General features: G+C 60.0%; 13 protein-coding genes. 6 read left to right on the top strand and 7 right to left on the bottom strand.

What is annotated here, in order from left to right; genetic code table 11:
* Positions 1 to 9: 9 nt before the first annotated feature.
* The 5 genes from glpK to serS form a co-directional block, all read right to left on the bottom strand.
* Positions 10 to 1,557 carry a glycerol kinase GlpK gene (glpK, locus tag L8V01_RS09125; RefSeq protein WP_269946755.1) on the bottom strand — a complete coding sequence of 516 codons (1,548 nt, stop codon included), beginning with the start codon at positions 1,555 to 1,557 and terminating at the stop codon, positions 10 to 12.
* A 28-nt stretch (positions 1,558 to 1,585) separates the two neighbouring features.
* Positions 1,586 to 2,323 (bottom strand): MIP/aquaporin family protein, encoded by a 738-nt coding sequence (locus L8V01_RS09120; RefSeq protein WP_269946754.1) that lies wholly within the window; start codon positions 2,321 to 2,323, stop codon positions 1,586 to 1,588.
* A 3-nt stretch (positions 2,324 to 2,326) separates the two neighbouring features.
* Positions 2,327 to 4,051 carry a glycerol-3-phosphate dehydrogenase/oxidase gene (locus L8V01_RS09115; RefSeq protein WP_269946753.1) on the bottom strand — a complete coding sequence of 575 codons (1,725 nt, stop codon included), beginning with the start codon at positions 4,049 to 4,051 and terminating at the stop codon, positions 2,327 to 2,329.
* Between the two features lie 297 nt (positions 4,052 to 4,348).
* On the bottom strand, positions 4,349 to 5,962 hold the full coding sequence (locus tag L8V01_RS09110) for a lysophospholipid acyltransferase family protein (RefSeq protein WP_269946752.1): 1,614 nt from the start codon (positions 5,960 to 5,962) through the stop codon (positions 4,349 to 4,351).
* Between the two features lie 23 nt (positions 5,963 to 5,985).
* Positions 5,986 to 7,242 (bottom strand): serine--tRNA ligase, encoded by a 1,257-nt coding sequence (serS, locus tag L8V01_RS09105; protein WP_269946751.1) that lies wholly within the window; start codon positions 7,240 to 7,242, stop codon positions 5,986 to 5,988.
* A gap of 65 nt (positions 7,243 to 7,307) precedes the next feature.
* On the opposite strand from serS, the gene L8V01_RS09100 reads away from it, so the two are divergent.
* The 3 genes from L8V01_RS09100 to L8V01_RS09090 are packed head-to-tail and all read left to right on the top strand — an operon-like array spanning position 7,308 to position 9,514.
* Positions 7,308 to 8,057: a GntR family transcriptional regulator gene (locus L8V01_RS09100; protein ID WP_269946750.1), complete on the top strand. Its 750-nt coding sequence runs from the start codon at positions 7,308 to 7,310 to the stop codon at positions 8,055 to 8,057.
* A gap of 36 nt (positions 8,058 to 8,093) precedes the next feature.
* Positions 8,094 to 9,167 carry a septum formation family protein gene (locus L8V01_RS09095; RefSeq protein WP_269946749.1) on the top strand — a complete coding sequence of 358 codons (1,074 nt, stop codon included), beginning with the start codon at positions 8,094 to 8,096 and terminating at the stop codon, positions 9,165 to 9,167.
* A complete protein-coding gene (locus L8V01_RS09090) occupies positions 9,167 to 9,514 on the top strand; it encodes a metallopeptidase family protein (RefSeq protein ID WP_269946748.1) in 348 nt (115 codons plus the stop codon). The genes L8V01_RS09095 and L8V01_RS09090 overlap by 1 nt, the downstream gene beginning before the upstream one ends.
* Here L8V01_RS09090 and L8V01_RS09085 read toward each other — a convergent pair.
* On the bottom strand, positions 9,511 to 10,164 hold the full coding sequence (locus L8V01_RS09085; protein ID WP_269946747.1) for a histidine phosphatase family protein: 654 nt from the start codon (positions 10,162 to 10,164) through the stop codon (positions 9,511 to 9,513). The genes L8V01_RS09090 and L8V01_RS09085 overlap by 4 nt on opposite strands.
* A 9-nt stretch (positions 10,165 to 10,173) precedes the next feature.
* The gene (gene pheA / locus L8V01_RS09080; RefSeq protein WP_269946746.1) at positions 10,174 to 11,070 is read right to left on the bottom strand and encodes a prephenate dehydratase; all 897 of its coding nucleotides are present in this window, start codon (positions 11,068 to 11,070) and stop codon (positions 10,174 to 10,176) included.
* 33 nt (positions 11,071 to 11,103) lie between these two features.
* Here pheA and L8V01_RS09075 point away from each other — a divergent pair, with 33 nt between their 5' ends.
* The 3 genes from L8V01_RS09075 to L8V01_RS09065 all read left to right on the top strand — a co-directional run bounded on the left by L8V01_RS09075 (position 11,104) and on the right by L8V01_RS09065 (position 14,239).
* The gene (locus L8V01_RS09075; protein ID WP_269946745.1) at positions 11,104 to 12,240 is read left to right on the top strand and encodes an amidase; all 1,137 of its coding nucleotides are present in this window, start codon (positions 11,104 to 11,106) and stop codon (positions 12,238 to 12,240) included.
* Entirely contained in the window at positions 12,237 to 12,935 is a 699-nt protein-coding gene (locus L8V01_RS09070; protein WP_269946744.1) for a CPBP family intramembrane glutamic endopeptidase, read from the top strand. The genes L8V01_RS09075 and L8V01_RS09070 overlap by 4 nt, the downstream gene beginning before the upstream one ends.
* 62 nt (positions 12,936 to 12,997) lie before the next feature.
* Positions 12,998 to 14,239 carry an LCP family protein gene (locus tag L8V01_RS09065; RefSeq protein WP_269946743.1) on the top strand — a complete coding sequence of 414 codons (1,242 nt, stop codon included), beginning with the start codon at positions 12,998 to 13,000 and terminating at the stop codon, positions 14,237 to 14,239.
* Positions 14,240 to 14,271 lie beyond the last annotated feature (32 nt).

The raw sequence follows: 14,271 nt of genomic DNA, 5'->3' as shown, positions 1-14,271 counted from the left end.
ACGTCAGGCCTAGAAGCTCAGGTCCTCGTCCTCGTTATCCTCCCATTCCAGGGAACGCTTAATAGCGCGCTTCCAGTCGCGGTAGAGGGCCTCTACCTCTTCCTCCTCGCGCTTCGGCTTATACACCTTCATGTCTCCTGCTTGGCTGCCCAAGACGCTCAGGTCTTCCCAGAAGCCATGGTCCAAGCCTGCCGCGAAGGCCGCACCGGTCGCGGTAGTCTCAATATTCTTCGGCCGGTGCACTTCCACTCCGAGGATGTCTGCCTGGAACTGCATCAATAGTTCGTTCATGGTCATTCCACCATCCACGCGCAGCTCGGTGATCTCAACGCCGGAATCTGCAACCATGGCATCGGCGACGTCACGGGTCTGATACGCGGTGGACTCAAGCACGGCACGGGCCAAGTGCTTGCGGTTAGCAAAGCGGGTGAGGCCGACGATGACACCGCGCGCATCTGCGCGCCAGTACGGGGCGAAGAGACCGGAGAAGGCCGGCACGATGTAAACGCCGCCGTTGTCCTTAACCTCACGCGCAAGGTTCTCGATAGACGCGGAGTTCGGAATGATCTGCAGGTTATCTCGCAGCCACTGCACCAAGGAACCGCCCATGGACACGGAGCCTTCCAAGGCATAAACGGGGCGCTCGCCCTCGCGCTGGAAGCACACGGTGGTCAAGAGTCCGTTCTCGGAGAACTTCGGGGTGGTACCAGTGTTCAGTAGAAGGAACAGGCCGGTGCCGTAAGTATTCTTTGCGGAACCCGCGCGGAAGCAACCTTGGCCGAACATGGCAGCCTGCTGGTCACCGAGGATAGCGCGGATAGGCACGCCGGAGAGCGAACCGCGTTCGCGTACGGTGCGGAAATCACCCAAAGATGGGCGGATCTCCGGCAGCATGGACATCGGGATGCCCATTTCCTTGCACAGTTCCTCATCCCACTCCAGCTTTTCGATGTCCATGAGCAGGGTGCGGGAGGCATTGGTGACGTCGGTAGCGTGCAGGGCCTCACGGCCGGCATCGCCCTCCGCGCCGCCGGTAAGGTTCCACAACAACCAAGTATCGATGGTGCCAAAGAGCAGCTCGCCGGCCTCGGCACGTTCGCGTGCGCCCTCGACGTTATCGAGGATCCACTTCACCTTCGGACCAGCCGGGTAGGAGTTAATGATTAGACCGGTGCGGCGACGCCACTTTTCCGGGCCTTCCTCTCCCGAAAGCTCTTTGCAGATAGCGGTGGTGCGAGTATCTTGCCAAACGATGGCGTTGTAGACCGGCTTACCGGTGTTTTTATCCCACACCACCGTGGTTTCCCGCTGGTTGGTAATACCGACGGAATCAATATCCTCCACGGTGATATCGCCATTGGCTAGGGCCTCACCGACGGCGCGGCGGGTATTGCTCCAGATTTCTTCCGGATCGTGTTCTACCCAGCCCTTTTCCGGGAAAATCTGCTCGTGCTCGAGCTGGCCAACGGCAGCCTGCTCGCCATTGTGATCAAAGATGATGCAGCGCGTCGACGTGGTTCCCTGGTCGATCGCGGCAACGTATTTCTTAGTTGTCATGTGTGTAGTCTCCTGTACGAAGGTGGAATTAAAGCGCAACAGACAGCAGGCCAACGGCTACCGCCGAGGCCAGCGGAGCCACGATAGGCACCCAGGCATAACCCCAGTTCGCGCTGCCCTTGTCCTGGATGGGAAGGATGAAGGCATAAGCAATGCGCGGGCCCAGATCGCGAACCGGATTGATGGCATATCCTGTGGGAGTGCCGAGGGACAAGCCAACGGCCACCACGACGAAAGCAACAGCGAAATAGCTCATCGGACCAAGCTCGCCCCCAGTGGGGCCAAAGGCGATGAACATCAACAGCACGCTGGTCGCGAGGAACTCGGTCACCGCATTCCAACCGTTCTTGGGATATGCCGGCTTGGTAAAGAAGATGCCATTCGTGTTCTTGTTGGCGCCGGTGACATTGCCGGCGTCGTCGTAATTATTGGCGTCGAAAAGCTGCTTGAAGGCAGCCCATGCCAGGATGGCACCCAGGATGGCACCCAGGATTTGTCCCAGGCAGTAATACGGCACCAGGGACCACTCAAGTGAGCCATTGACGGCCAGCATTACGGTGACGGCGGGGTTGAGGTGCCCGCCAGTGGGATCGGCTACGCTCGCGCCGACGAAAACCGCAAGGCCCCAGCCTAGGGCGATTACGATCCAATCGGAGCCGCGCGCGCCAGAGGTGCGCAGGTTTACCAGCGCACATACGCCGTTACCTAGAAGGAGCAGCAAGGCGGTGCCGATAAACTCCCACAGGAATGCATCAAATCCGGTCATAACTTATACCTCGTTTTGGGTGGGTCGGGCAGATCCTGCGCGGACCAAGATGTCATTGGCCTCTCGGTCAGTTACCGCAGCTTCTGCTTCAAGTTCGGCCTGGGTATGAGCCTTGAACTGGGATACCTCGCGCTCCTTCTCGGCGTCGCTCCAGCCGAGCAGCGGCGCCACGAAATCAGCAACGCCCGGGGCAGCGTTCACGCCGCGGTCTCCGAACTCGATGGCAATGCGTAGGCGGCGGGACAGGATGTCCTCCAAATGCAGCGCGCCCTCGTGGGTAACGGCGTAACGCACCTCGGCCCACAGGTAAGACTCGGCACCTGGCACGGGTTCCAGCAGGGAGGCGTCCTCTGCGGCTGGCGCCAGGACCTCGCCCAGCAAGGAGCCGTAGCGTCCAAGCAGGTGCTCAATGAACTTTTCGCTCAGGTTATAGCGGCGGGCGAGGGACGGAACCTGGTTAGCCAGGGCGTGGTAGCCGGCAGCACCCAAAATTGGGGTCTGCTCGGTAATGGACTCTGGGACCTTGGTGCCGAGTTCCTTAACAGCAAGGTCGACGGCATCCTTACCAATGACGCGGTAGGTGGTGTACTTGCCGCCGGCAACGGAAATCATGCCTGGGGCCACGCGTGCGACGGCGTGGTTGCGAGAAAGGTTTGTGGTGGAATCAGACTTGCCAGAAAGCAGTGGGCGCAGGCCGGAGTAGACACCCACGATGTCATCGCGGGTGATCTGGCGGCGTACGCGCTGGTTTACCTGGTCCAGAATATAGTCAATATCGGACTTGGTCGGCGCCGGATCCGGCAAGGACAGGCCCTTTTCCCAATCGGTATCGGTGGTACCGATGATCCAGTACTCGCCCCAAGGGATGACGAAGAGGACGGACTTTTCGGTCACGAAGCACAGCGCTGCATCCGCATCGAGGGCATCTTTCGGCACAACGATGTGCACGCCCTTGGAGGCGTGCACGGTGAATTTTCCTTCCACGCCGGCCATCTCTTGGATCTTGTCATTCCATACGCCGGTGGCATTGATGAATACCTTGCCGCGCACGGTAGTTTCGCGGCCGGTGGCAGTATCGCGGACATGTGCACCGACGATGCGCCCGCCGCGATCCTTGTCAAAGCCAATGACCTCGGTATTGGTGCGAACATCAGCGCCGTACTCGGCGGCGGTGCGCAGGACCGTCATGGTGTGGCGGGCGTCATCCACTAGGGTGTCGTAATAGCGCACGCCGCCCACGATGGCGTCATCCTTCAGACCCGGGGTTACCTTCAGCACGCCCTTGCGGGTCAGGTGCTTTTGCATTGGCACGCTCTTGGAGCCGCCCATGAGGTCATAAAGGGTAAAGCCACCGAACATCATGACGCGCTCCCACACGTGGTGGGTAAGCGGGAAGATGAACTTCAACGGCTTAACCAAGTGAGGCGCCAGGGTGGACATGTTGAGCTCGCGCTCCTTGAGGGACTCTGCCACAAGGCGGAAATCAAACATGGCTAGGTAGCGCAGGCCACCGTGGAACATCTTGGAAGAACGGGAAGAGGTGCCTGCGGCGAAGTCGCTAGCTTCAATGACGGCGGTCTTCAGACCGCGGGTAGCGGCATCCGCTGCCGCACCGGCACCCACGGATCCGCCACCGATGATGACCACGTCATAGTCTTCATCGGTGTACCTGTTCCATAGATTTTCAAAGTATTCGGGGTTAAAGGATTGGTTGCTTTGCTGGGTCATTACTGACCGCATCTCCTTCCTTGGTGCTTGCATGTGCCTGCGCCATTAATCCATGAATGAGATGGCATAAGCACAGCTAAAAGCAATGAATTGTGGTTTCGGCGGAAAGTATCACACCGCGGCTGCAGAGACTTTATCTCCTAAAATCTATGTTAGGGGTCACGGACGCGGGTTACACATGTGGTTACTCACACGTAAGTTTTAGGCCCGTAAGCAGTCAGTTTTCTTAAAATACTTAGACATTCAAAAAGAAAAAGCACCCCCTCGCGGGGGTGCAAAGCGGACGCAAATCCTTCGCTATTTCTTCGCTAAACGAGCCATCGCCTCGAGCACTTCGGACATCCCCGCCTTTTCTGCAGAGTAGGTAACCGCTTGGGCTCCCTTCACTACCTCAATAGGCGCGGTTTCCAAGGCCACAGCTGGAATCCACTCAAGGAATTCCTCGTCCCCCGGTTCATTTGCAAAAACTAACGCCTCTTCCGGCTCAGCTTGGAGATCCTGCAGGATACACTCCACCCCCTGTGCCGCCGTGGCAGCGGTAACCGACATCGCCGCGATATCCAAGCGCGGCTGGGCAGCAGTCTCGTCGAGGACAATCTTCCACACGGCTTGCGGAACATCGATGCCACCGGCAGGAGAGACCACTATGAGAACTTCCGCAGCCGGATAAATATCTGCGAAAGCTTCACGCAAACGGGGAGTTAAAGCTCCATCCTCCCAATTCAAGGCACTGTTGTGCGCCACCACTACACGGGGAATGGAAGAAAACTGCGTCTTCATGCGGTGCGGCAGGCGCGAGACAATTAGGCGAGATTGCGTAGCCGCAGCCAAAAGGCCTTGCTCCGCCACAGAACCGGCCCATATCTCCTTGCTACTTGCAGTGATCGAGGCCTGGGCCTGCGCCACATCGGACTTCAATTGAGCCATGACATCTGCGACCTTATCGCGGCCTTCATCCAGACCACGGGTTGCTTCTTCCACCACGGCACTGAGGTTGGTCTTAATCCATTCCAAGGTCTCAGGGGCGGTGCGCGCCATATTCTTTGCCGTAGTTCCTTCAGCGTTTTTAGCAGCCGCCATGCGGTTGCGGACTAGGTCCACCGTCGTGACTGACACGCGTTCTTTAAGCCCCACCAAATCATCGCGCAAGCGGCGCACACGGTGGCGCTCCGTTTCTACTTCAGCGTCGCGAGCCTCAGCCTCCGCGAGGGTGGGGGCGCCACCCCCCTTACGGGCAGGCACCCAATATTCGCCGGCGGGCATTGGGCCAAACTCGGCTTCGTATTGGTCCCATAGCCCCTCTAGTGCTTCTTGCATGCGGCGGCGAATCTCCGCGGTATCGGCTTCCGCATCGCCAGTGGGATAGTACGGTTCCAAGGCAGTGATAAAAACCGGGGTCTTGGTCCGCCCCAAGTTCTTCTTGTGCCCCTTGGTCCACAGGCGCTGCGATCCGAAGATGACTTGGGGAATAACTGGCACGCCTGCCTCATAGGCAATGCGGGACGCGCCGCTTTTCATGCTGCGGATTTCAAAGCTGCGGGAAATCGTCCCTTCAGAAAACACCCCGACAAGCTCGCCGTCCTTGGCTAGTTGTACTGCCTGTTGTAACGAGGCGCCGCCATCGATGCGGTCAACTGGCACATGGTGCATTGCCTTCAACAGGGGTCCCGCCACTGGTGACTTGAAAATGTCGGCCTTAGCCAAGAATCGCACTAAGCGCCTTTTGCGGTAGGCCAAAAACGCACCGAAGAGAAAATCCATGTAGCCGGTGTGGTTGCAAACCAATACCGCGCCGCCTTTATCGGGGATGTTTTCCTCGCCCGAAAGGCGCATTTTTAATCCCTGCGCCAGAGTCACCCCCCTGCCAATGTGGGTGATCTGGCGGTACAGGAAATTCGTCGCAGCGTTCATAACTCTCCAGGACGACGGCGGACTTACTGCGGGGTCAAGACATCCTTGCCCACGAAGGGGCGCAGTGCCTCAGGGACGACGACGGAGCCGTCAGCCTGCTGGTGATTTTCCAGGATGGCAACGAGCCAGCGAGTCGTCGCCAAGGTGCCGTTCAGGGTGGCTGCGGTCTGGGTCTTGCCGTTCTCATCGCGGTAACGGGTGGATAGGCGACGAGCCTGGAAGGTAGTGCAGTTCGAGGTGGAGGTCAGCTCGCGATAGGTGCCTTGGGTAGGAACCCACGCTTCGTTATCGAACTTACGGGCCGCCGAAGAGCCGAGGTCGCCACCGGCAATGTCGATTGTGCGATAAGGCAGCTCCATGGCAGCCAGCATGTCCTTTTCCATAGACAGCAGGCGTTGGTGCATATCTTCCGCGTCTTCCGGCTTGCAGTAGACGAACATTTCTAGCTTGTCGAACTGGTGGACACGCAAAATGCCGCGGGTGTCCTTACCGTGGGAACCTGCCTCACGGCGGAAACAGGAAGACCAACCGGCGTACTGCAGCGGACCATTAGAAAGGTCAATGATCTCGTCCTTGTGGTAGCCAGCTAGGGCCACCTCAGAAGTGCCTACCAAGTACATATCATCGGCCGGCAGGTAGTAAACCTCATCGGAGTGCTGGCCCAAAAAGCCGGTACCGGACATGATGTCTGGACGAACCAAAACTGGCGGAATCATCAGCTTAAAGCCGGCCTCACGCGCCTTTTGAGCCGCCAACATGAGCATTCCCAGCTGGAGGAAAGCACCATCGCCAGTGAGGTAGTAGAAACGAGCGCCGCCAACCTTTGCGCCACGCTTGACGTCGATAAGTCCAAGGGACTCGCCCAATTCGAGGTGATCCTTGGGCTCGAAGTCGAACTCGGGGATTTGGCCAACCTCTTCTAGCACCACAAAGTCATCTTCGCCGCCAGCTGGAGCGCCTTCGACCACGTTATCCAGCTTGTACTGCAGCTCTTCCACCTTGGCCTCAGCCGCGGACTGTGCCTCTTCAGCCTCCTTGACCTTGGCTTTCAGCTCATTAGAGCCCTCCAGCAAAGCCGGGCGTTCTTCTGGGGAGGCTTGGCCGATCTTCTTGCCAAAAGCCTTCTGCTCGGATCGCAGTTCGTCGGCCTTTTGGATAGCAGCGCGGCGCTGCTCATCAGCTTCCAATAGCTGATCGACGAGGGAAGGATCCTCACCTCGGTTCACCTGGGAAGCACGGACAACGTCAGGGTTTTCGCGGAGTAGCTTGAGATCAATCACGAATGTAAGTTTAGCGTATTCGCACCACCTTGCGGTGGTAATAACCAGCGAATTATCATGGAGTTATGTCCGCCGTTCAGCTTCCCGCCCGCACAATTACGGACGGTCCCGTTCCAAAGCACGCCCAATTGCACGATATCCTCGAAGAATTGTGCCGCACTACCCTCAAACCCGGCGATATCCTGCCCGGCGAGAGGCTACTTGAAGAGACGTACGGCGTGTCACGTATCACAGTGCGACGCGCCATAGGGGACCTCGTTGCTGCGGGCAAGCTGCGCCGCGTCCGCGGCAAGGGAACCTTCGTAGCCCCCAACCCATTAGTCTCTCGACTCCACCTTGCATCTTTCTCCGATGAGATGGGTGCACAGGACGTCACCGCTTCCTCCAAAATCCTCACCAGCGGCCGCAGTAGCGCCCCAGAGGACGCGGCGCTCTTTTTTGATACCCCCGCGCAAACAGAGCATATTCATCTACGCCGCCTGCGCTTGGGCGATGGTGAACCATATTCCATTGACGATGGTTGGTATAACTCCACTTTTGCACCGGGCCTGCTAGAAAATGACACTTATAACTCGGTATACGCCATCCTCGACTCCGTCTTCGACGTCCCCATCACGGATGCGGACCAGACGGTATCTGCAATCTCGGCTGATACGGACACCGCCCCGCTTCTCGACGTCCCCGTAGGCACCCCACTGCTTCACATCGTGCGCTACTCCCGCTCGGGCGATAGGCCGGTGGAATGGTGCTCCTCGGTCTACCGCACCGATCGCTACCGTCTGACTACCCGGGTGGCTAGGGAGAACAGTATCTAGCCAGCATCCTGGTTAAAAGGTAGAATCAAGGTCCTTATGAAGAAATCACCTGCGTGGCGTTCCGCTGTGGCCGTCCAGATTGTCTTGATTGCGGCAATCGCGGCGGCCGTTTTCATGGGCATCTACGGCGTTATCAGCTCCCACAAATCGGGCGGCGATGAAACCACCGCCGCCCAGCAGCACGATGGCGGAGATAACTCTGAGACCGCCTCCGCTAAGCCAGAGCCATTCACGGCCGCGAACGCCAGCGCCTGCTTGACGTGGGACATCGCGCAGGATGGCTCCGCCACTGGGTTTAAGGAGGTGCCTTGTTCCGAACCGCATCGCTTCGAGGTCTCCAAAACCGAAGACCTAAGCGTGTATCCCACCAGCGAGTTCGGCCCCGACGCTACCCGCCCTGCGCTTACCCGCCAACACCAACTGCGCGATGAGCTATGCGAATCCGCTACCGTGAGCTACCTGCACGGCAAGTGGGATCCGAACGGCAAGTACGATGTGGCGTCCATTCTTCCGCCGCAGTCCGCCTGGGATCGCGGCGACCGCACCCTGCTCTGCGGCTTGCAAACCACCGATGATCACGGCGTGCCGCAGCTTAATACCGGCAACGTGGAAGCCTCCGAGCAGGCCAATCTCACTAAGCCAGGCGAGTGCTTAGCTATTGATGATAAGCAAGTCCCGCACGTCGTTGACTGCGCTAAGCCGCACCAGATGGAAACCGTATCCGTCATCGATGTGGGCAAGCAGTTCCCCGAGGGCTACCCGGATGGCAAGGATATGGACAAGTTCCTCTCCGATACTTGTACCGCCGCCACCGAGGACTACCTCGGCGGTGAAGAGCAGCTCTACCAATCCACGCTGCAACCATTCTGGGGTTCGATCACCGAGGCCTCTTGGAATGGCGGCACCAAATCCGTCAACTGCTTCCTTGTTCACGCCCGCGCAGGCGGCGGTTTCTCCGCCATTACCGGTTCCGCTACCGGCGGCCGCCAAGCGCTAACTATCGATGGCAAGCCGCCAGAGGAGCGTCCCGAGCGCAATCCGCTGCGCGAGGACAAGGATGATAAGCCGGCACCCGAGTCCGCCGCCCCCGCACCAGCCCCCGCACCCTAATGGTAGAGGTATCGGAAGAGCGCTTCGATGAGATGGTGAACGAGGCGTTGGATCAGGTGCCCGAAGAGTTCGTGCGCCGCATGCGCAATCTCGTCATCTTGGTAGAAGATGAAAACCCAGATAACCCCATGCTGTTGGGGCTCTACGAGGGCGTAGCACTGCCCCACCGGACCTTCGACCACACTGGCTTCCTGCCCGATGCCATCTTCATTTACCGGAACACGCTGCAGCGCTGGGCAAGCAGTGAAGAAGACCTAGCAGAACAGGTCAAGGTCACCGTATTCCACGAACTCGGCCATTACTTTGGCCTTGAGGAAGAAGAGCTGCACCGCCTGGGCTGGGGCTAGAGTTCGGTATCCGCCCAGCGGGTCAAGGTCCACTGCCCAAAGTTTTTGCCGCGCGGTTCCATCACCATAAAACGGCAATTGGGCAAATATCCGGTATAGGCGAAGTCGGCGTCAACCCCCGTGGCATGCTTGGTCATCACGCGGATGGCCGCGCCGTGGCTGACAAGGATGACATCGTGGTCGTCGGCAAGCTGCTCCGCAATGCCTTCCAGAACCGGCTGGTAGCGTGCCAACACATCATCTAGGGTCTCGCCGCCTTCCATCCCGGCATCCGGCTCGCCGTCGCACCAGCCGCGCATGGCCACCATGTGCGAACGGTGGGCGTCCTCGCTGCCGTCCATCTCCCAGTCGCCGGCAAAAATCTCATGCACGCCGGTGATCACGTCAACGCGCTGGGAGAACTCTGGCATGCCGCGTTCCTGCTCGAAGGCGCGCGCGGCCAGCATTGCAGTCTGTTGCGCACGCAATGCGACGGAGCACTTAAACTCCACCTCCCGTTCTCCTACCAATTGCGCCAACTCCCGGCCTACGTCTGTGGCTTGATCGCGCCCGCGCTCGGTAAGCTCAGCCCCAGGCGGCCGTGTATCAAGGAAGCGGGAAATATTGGAATAGGTTTGGCCGTGGCGCAGCAGGATGATTCTTCCGGGCATGCCTCTAGATTATTGGCCCCTGCACGCCCGCGCTACCCAATCATCCGCCGCGGTGAGATCGCGCGGCGGCTTGCCCGCAGGCGTTGCCGCCGGCCAAGAACCGAGGAACAGCAAATCCTCTGTCCGCAGCCACAGCGCACGCAGCGCCTCCGCCACCGGTTGATCCTCAATGTGCCCGATAAGATCCACATAAAAGCGGTACGTGCCAAAGGCTTCACGCGTGGGCCGTGATTCGATCCGGGATAGGTCCACTCCGCGGTGCGCAAAGTCCTGCAATGCCCCCACCAGGCTGCCCGGCTCATTAGGCAGGGTGAAAATAACGCTCGTGCGGTCCTGGCCGGTACGAGCGGTGGGCCTTCCGGGCCTCCCTACCAAAACGAAGCGCGTTGCGGCGCCCTCGACGTCCGCCACGCCCTGGGCGATAGTCTCCAAGCCAAAGATCTCGGCGGCACGTGCTGGTGCCGCAGCGGCATCAGCGTCCCCATGGGCTACGGCCTCGGCCGCGGCGGCATTGGAGCTGGCCGGCACAAACTCTACCTCCGGCAAGTTATTTTTCACCCATCCGCGGATTTGCTGGAACGCCACCGGGTGGGTGCTCAGCCGCCGAATATCACCCTTCCCCGGCCGAGTCATGATGCTAAAGGCCACAGGGATATCCACCTCGCGGTAAATCTGCACCGGTTCTGCTTCAACGAGCGCATCAAAGGTGGTGGTCACAGCGCCGTCAACGGAATTTTCAATGGCTACGCAGGCATAGTCTGCCTGTCCGGCGCGCACGGCAGCCACCGCTTCCGAGGGAGAGCCAACCGGCATGGCCTCGACCTCCGGCAGGTGCGCAGCGAACTTGTGCACGGCTGCTTCCGTAAAAGTTCCGGCCGGTCCAAGGAAGGCGATGGTAGTAGTCATGCACGTCACCTTAGCCCACTAGACTGGTGCGTCATGGACTTTTCCGTAGAACAACTCCGCGCGGATCTGCACGGCCTTACCCCAGAGGAACACGGTTTTACCTACTTGGATATGGACCGGAAGCCCTCCGGCCACGGCCGGCTTAGCGGCTGGATCCTCTCCGCCAAGGATCTCTGCGATGTTCGCGGCATGCCCACTACATTGGGAAATATCGATCGCACTTACCATCCCGAGCGCAGCGATGCCCTCATAGAGGCCTTAGAAGAGCAAGGTGCGCTGATCATTGGAAAATCCTCCACTCCAGAGCTGGGCCTGCGCGTGGATACGGAACCGGTAGGCCTGCCCCACCCCGATAATCCCCTCTACCCCGGCTGCACCCCGGGTGGCTCCTCGGGCGGTGCGGCGGTGCAGGTCGCGCGGGGTTTGCTGCGCGCGGCGCACGCCAGCGACGGTGGCGGCTCTATCCGCGTACCGGCCGCTGCCTGCGGTGTGGTGGGGTTTAAACCGGCCGGGACGGAGCTGGGTGTGCAGGGCTTTATTACCCGCACCGTGGCCGATAATGCGTTTCTACACGGCCACCGCATGATTACCCCGCGCGCCCGCATCGGCCTACTTACGGAGCCACTGTTTTGCGATACCCGCGTCGATGCGCACCACCTGCGCGCTGCCCGCGAGGCCGCGCAGCGCCTGCGCGCAGCCGGCTTCGAGGTGGTGCCCATTTCCCCGTATCCGCAGGCGGGTGCTACCTTTGCTCACTTCCGGAACACCTTTACCTCCCGCTTGGCAGGACTTAACCCGGCGGCAGGATACGCCGAGTGGATTGCCCAACAAGGTCGTCGCGTTAGCGCCGCCGAGTTGGCCGCCGCGCGGGCGCATGTACGGCAGCTGCCCGGCTTGCTGGCCCAAGAGTGGGGCGTCGATGCGATTCTTACCCCGATGCTCACCACCGATCCGCCGCGCATCGGTTCTTTCCTTTCCCTTCCCCACGAGGAGAATTTCGCGGCCCAGACCCGATGGTCGCCGTGGGGTTCCTTATTCAACATGGCACGCCTGCCTGCCGTTTCCGTACCGTGGACCATTTCCAATCACCCACCGGTGGGCGTACACCTGGGAGGCATTACGCTTTCCGACGCCGCCCTACTCGGCCTCGCCCACATCCTCCACCCATGACCAAATCCTTACGCGCCGAGCTGCTTATCGTCCTCACCCTCACGTTCGGCATTTCCGGGGTGCGAGCGGTGTTGAACCTCATCAATTCCTTGGCCTCCCCGCAGCGGCTCAACGAGCAATCGGTCACGCTCAATTCCAGCCAGTCCTCTCTAGCCTGGGTGGATCTGGGCCTGCAGCTGTGCTCTGCCGCCGTCCTCTGTTCCTATGGCGCTTTGGCGCTCTTCCTACTGGCCAAGGACCACATACTCCCGCGGTCCTACCGCACTCGCGACTGGCTGGAGGGCGCAGGTCTTGCTGCCCTCATCGGCCTCCCGGGTCTCGCTCTGTATTTCACCGCGGTCCACCTGGGCTGGAGCAAGGAGGTCATACCCGGTGACTTTGCCAATGCCTGGGTGGAAATCCCCGTCTCCCTTCTCAAGGCCGCCGCCAATGCCTTTGCGGAAGAAACCGTGGTAGTCATGTGGCTAATGACGCGCTTGCGCCAAGCCCGCTGGTCGCTTCCCGCCACATTGGCCGCAAGCTCCATCCTGCGCGGGTCCTACCATCTCTACCAGGGCGTTTCCGCTGGTTTCGGCAATATCATTATGGGCTTAATTTACGGCTACTACTATCACCGCACGGGCCGGGTATGGCCGCTGGTCATCGCGCATTTTCTTATCGACGCCGTCGCTTTTACAGGTTATTCCTTCCTGTGAAAATACCCGCAGGGGACGTCGCGAAGCGAGCGAAGCTCCCTGCTCCTTGTAAGGTATAGCGCATGACTGAATCAGGACGAGATCCACATAGGGAAGCCCGCCGCGCCGGCGATGGCTCCTCCACTGAATTCGTCCTTGGGGCTGATGGACGTCCCCTCAAGGATCGATACGGCCGCCCCATTCGGCGCCGTTCCTCCGCCCGCCAAACCCCGCGCCGCGTCGAACCGGAGCAGCAGTCCTTCCGTGCTCCCCAGCCACCACAGCCGCCGCGCCGCCGCACCCCACCGCCAACGCCGAGCCGCTATCCCAGCCAGTACCGCGCCGCGCAGCAGCGCCCACCTCGCCGCACTGAGCCGCGCCCAGTGCCCCGTCAGCGCCCGCATAGCCGCCGCAAGAAGGTTAATCCGGCCAAGCGCGCCCTCGGTTGCGTTGGCTTGGCGCTCGTTGTTCTGCTGGTATTCAACCTCGTCTTCATGTTCTGGGCCGATGCCCGACTCACCCGTATCGAGGCCCTGCCAGAGGAACAAGTGGCAAATACCGCCGGCACCAACTGGCTGCTCGTAGGTTCTGACTCCCGCCAGGGCCTGAGCGAGGAGCAGCAAGCAGAATTAGGTACCGGTGGTGACGTGGGCGAGGGACGCACAGATACCATCATGGTGCTGCACATCCCGCGCACCGGCAAAGCCAAGCTGGTCTCCATCCCGCGTGATAGCTACGTGGAAGTCCCTGGATTCGGCATGGATAAGATCAATGCCGCTTTCACCTACGGTGGACCACAGCTGCTCGCCCAAACCCTTGAGGGCACGACCGGTCTGCACATCGACCACTATGCGGAAATTGGCATGGGCGGTCTGGCCAACGTGGTCGATTCCGTCGGCGGCGTTGACGTGTGCGTGAAGGAACCCATCAATGATCCGTTGGCCGGCATCGACCTCCAAGATGGCTGCCAACAGCTTAAGGGGCGCGATGCCCTCGGTTACGTGCGCACCCGCGCCACCGCCATGGGTGACTTAGACCGCGTGCAACGCCAACGCGAATTCTTCTCTGCTTTACTGGATAAGATCACGTCACCGGCCACCATTATCAACCCATTCCGCGCCTTCTCCTTGGTCAACCACACCGCTTCCTCGTTCATCGTGGGCGAAGGCGAGCACGTCTGGCATCTCGCCCGCGTAGCCCTGGCCATGGGCTCCGGTGTGGAAACGGAAACCGTGCCCATCGGAGGATTCCAAGACACCGAGGTGGGCAACGTTGTCCTCTGGGACGATGAAGCAGCAACCGGCTTATGGGATTCCCTCAAATAAAGATCAAAAAATGGCCCCTTCACTACTAGAAG

The organism is Corynebacterium curieae, from assembly GCF_027570035.1.
Taxonomy (GTDB): domain Bacteria; phylum Actinomycetota; class Actinomycetes; order Mycobacteriales; family Mycobacteriaceae; genus Corynebacterium; species Corynebacterium curieae.
This window is presented reverse-complemented; position numbering and strand designations above follow the sequence as displayed.

What these genes read in the sequence shown, in the direction of transcription:
- L8V01_RS09090 (WP_269946748.1), top strand. Translation starts at nt 9,167, where the DNA reads ATGGTAGAGGTATCGGAAGAGCGCTTCGATGAGATGGTGAACGAGGCG.
- L8V01_RS09075 (WP_269946745.1), top strand. Translation starts at nt 11,104, where the DNA reads ATGGACTTTTCCGTAGAACAACTCCGCGCGGATCTGCACGGCCTTACC.
- L8V01_RS09070 (WP_269946744.1), top strand. Translation starts at nt 12,237, where the DNA reads ATGACCAAATCCTTACGCGCCGAGCTGCTTATCGTCCTCACCCTCACG.
- L8V01_RS09120 (WP_269946754.1), bottom strand. Translation starts at nt 2,323, where the DNA reads ATGACCGGATTTGATGCATTCCTGTGGGAGTTTATCGGCACCGCCTTG.
- pheA (WP_269946746.1), bottom strand. Translation starts at nt 11,070, where the DNA reads ATGACTACTACCATCGCCTTCCTTGGACCGGCCGGAACTTTTACGGAA.
- L8V01_RS09095 (WP_269946749.1), top strand. Translation starts at nt 8,094, where the DNA reads ATGAAGAAATCACCTGCGTGGCGTTCCGCTGTGGCCGTCCAGATTGTC.
- L8V01_RS09065 (WP_269946743.1), top strand. Translation starts at nt 12,998, where the DNA reads ATGACTGAATCAGGACGAGATCCACATAGGGAAGCCCGCCGCGCCGGC.
- L8V01_RS09085 (WP_269946747.1), bottom strand. Translation starts at nt 10,164, where the DNA reads ATGCCCGGAAGAATCATCCTGCTGCGCCACGGCCAAACCTATTCCAAT.
- L8V01_RS09110 (WP_269946752.1), bottom strand. Translation starts at nt 5,962, where the DNA reads ATGAACGCTGCGACGAATTTCCTGTACCGCCAGATCACCCACATTGGC.
- L8V01_RS09115 (WP_269946753.1), bottom strand. Translation starts at nt 4,051, where the DNA reads ATGACCCAGCAAAGCAACCAATCCTTTAACCCCGAATACTTTGAAAAT.
- glpK (WP_269946755.1), bottom strand. Translation starts at nt 1,557, where the DNA reads ATGACAACTAAGAAATACGTTGCCGCGATCGACCAGGGAACCACGTCG.
- L8V01_RS09100 (WP_269946750.1), top strand. Translation starts at nt 7,308, where the DNA reads ATGTCCGCCGTTCAGCTTCCCGCCCGCACAATTACGGACGGTCCCGTT.